The organism is Halobaculum sp. EA56, from assembly GCF_051195075.1.
Lineage (GTDB): Archaea > Halobacteriota > Halobacteria > Halobacteriales > Haloferacaceae > Halobaculum.
In genome coordinates, this window is record NZ_JBNTJX010000097.1 from 1 (window position 1) to 1138 (window position 1138).

Genomic DNA, 1138 nt, shown 5'->3' on the forward strand with positions numbered 1-1138 from the left:
CACTTCGACGGTCTCGTCCGTGTCGGTTCGCCGGAACCGGAACGTCGGGTCCGCCGTGTCCGGGTCGAACGCGTCGAAGACGAGGAGGTCGCGGCGGCCGCCATAGCCGCCGGCGAGCCCGGTGAATCCGTCATCGCCGGTCGCGCCAGTCACGTACGAGATGATGCGGCTCATCACGCCGTACGCGGCATCGTCCTGCGGGCCGGCCGTCTGGACCTCGATTTTGCTCCGGGCTGGATAGTCGTCGGGATACAGGGCGTCGAGCCCGAGCTGGACGATCCGGTAGGCGCCCGAGGCTGTTGGACAGGAGTGGCCCGCTTCTTTCACCGCGTCCCGGTAGGTGACGACGAACGGTTCGCCCGGTTCGAGGACGCCGAGGGCCTCCGCGACGGGGTCGCGGATTTCGATCGGGTCGACGTCGTAGTCGACCTGCCAATTGGTTCTCGTCTGGGTCGTGTCAGTCGCAGTCGAATTCGATGTCATGAGTTGTGGTTGTGATCGTGTCTCGTGGTCAGTAGCGGAGCAGTCGCATCCCGTTGAGGATGACGAGGAGGACGCTGGCCTCGTGGACCAGCATTCCCGACGCGAGGGTGACGTAGCTGGTGAGCACGCCCGCGAGGAGGACGGTCACGGTCAACACTGCCAGCCCGACGTTCTCGAGGACGTTCCAGCGCGTCGCCTTGCTGAGTTTGACCGCGTACGGGATTCGTTCGAGGTCGTCGGCCATCAACGCCATGTCAGCCGTCTCGATGGCGGTGTCCGTCCCCGCAGCACCCATCGCGATACCGACGTCGGCGGTCGCCAGCGATGGCGCGTCGTTGATGCCGTCGCCGACCATCGCGACGACGTGGCCGTCGGCCTGGTAGCTCTCGATGACGGACTGCTTGTCCTCGGGAAGGAGTTCGGCACGGTACTCGTCGATACCGACCTCCTCGGCAACGGCAGCGGCCGTCCGCTCGTTGTCGCCGGTGAGCATCACCGTCTCGATGCCAGCGTCTTGGAGCGCCGCGACGACCCCAGGAGCGGCCTCCCGGAGCTCGTCCCGCATCGCAATCGCGCCGATGATGTCCCCGTCCCGAACGACGTGGACGACTGTCTCGCCGCGCCCCTCACGCTCGCGGACGTAGTCGGCGACCCG

2 protein-coding genes are annotated in these 1138 nt (G+C 66.8%); both read right to left on the reverse strand.

The annotated features are described in order from the left end of the window. The coding region (locus ACQUQ1_RS22315; RefSeq protein WP_435066374.1) for a hypothetical protein at nucleotides 1–483 on the reverse strand (483 nt) is incomplete at its 3' end. 28 nt (nucleotides 484–511) lie between these two features. Then, nucleotides 512–1138, reverse strand: a 627-nt coding sequence (locus ACQUQ1_RS22320; RefSeq protein WP_435066375.1) for an HAD-IC family P-type ATPase, incomplete at its 5' end; no start/stop codon positions are given.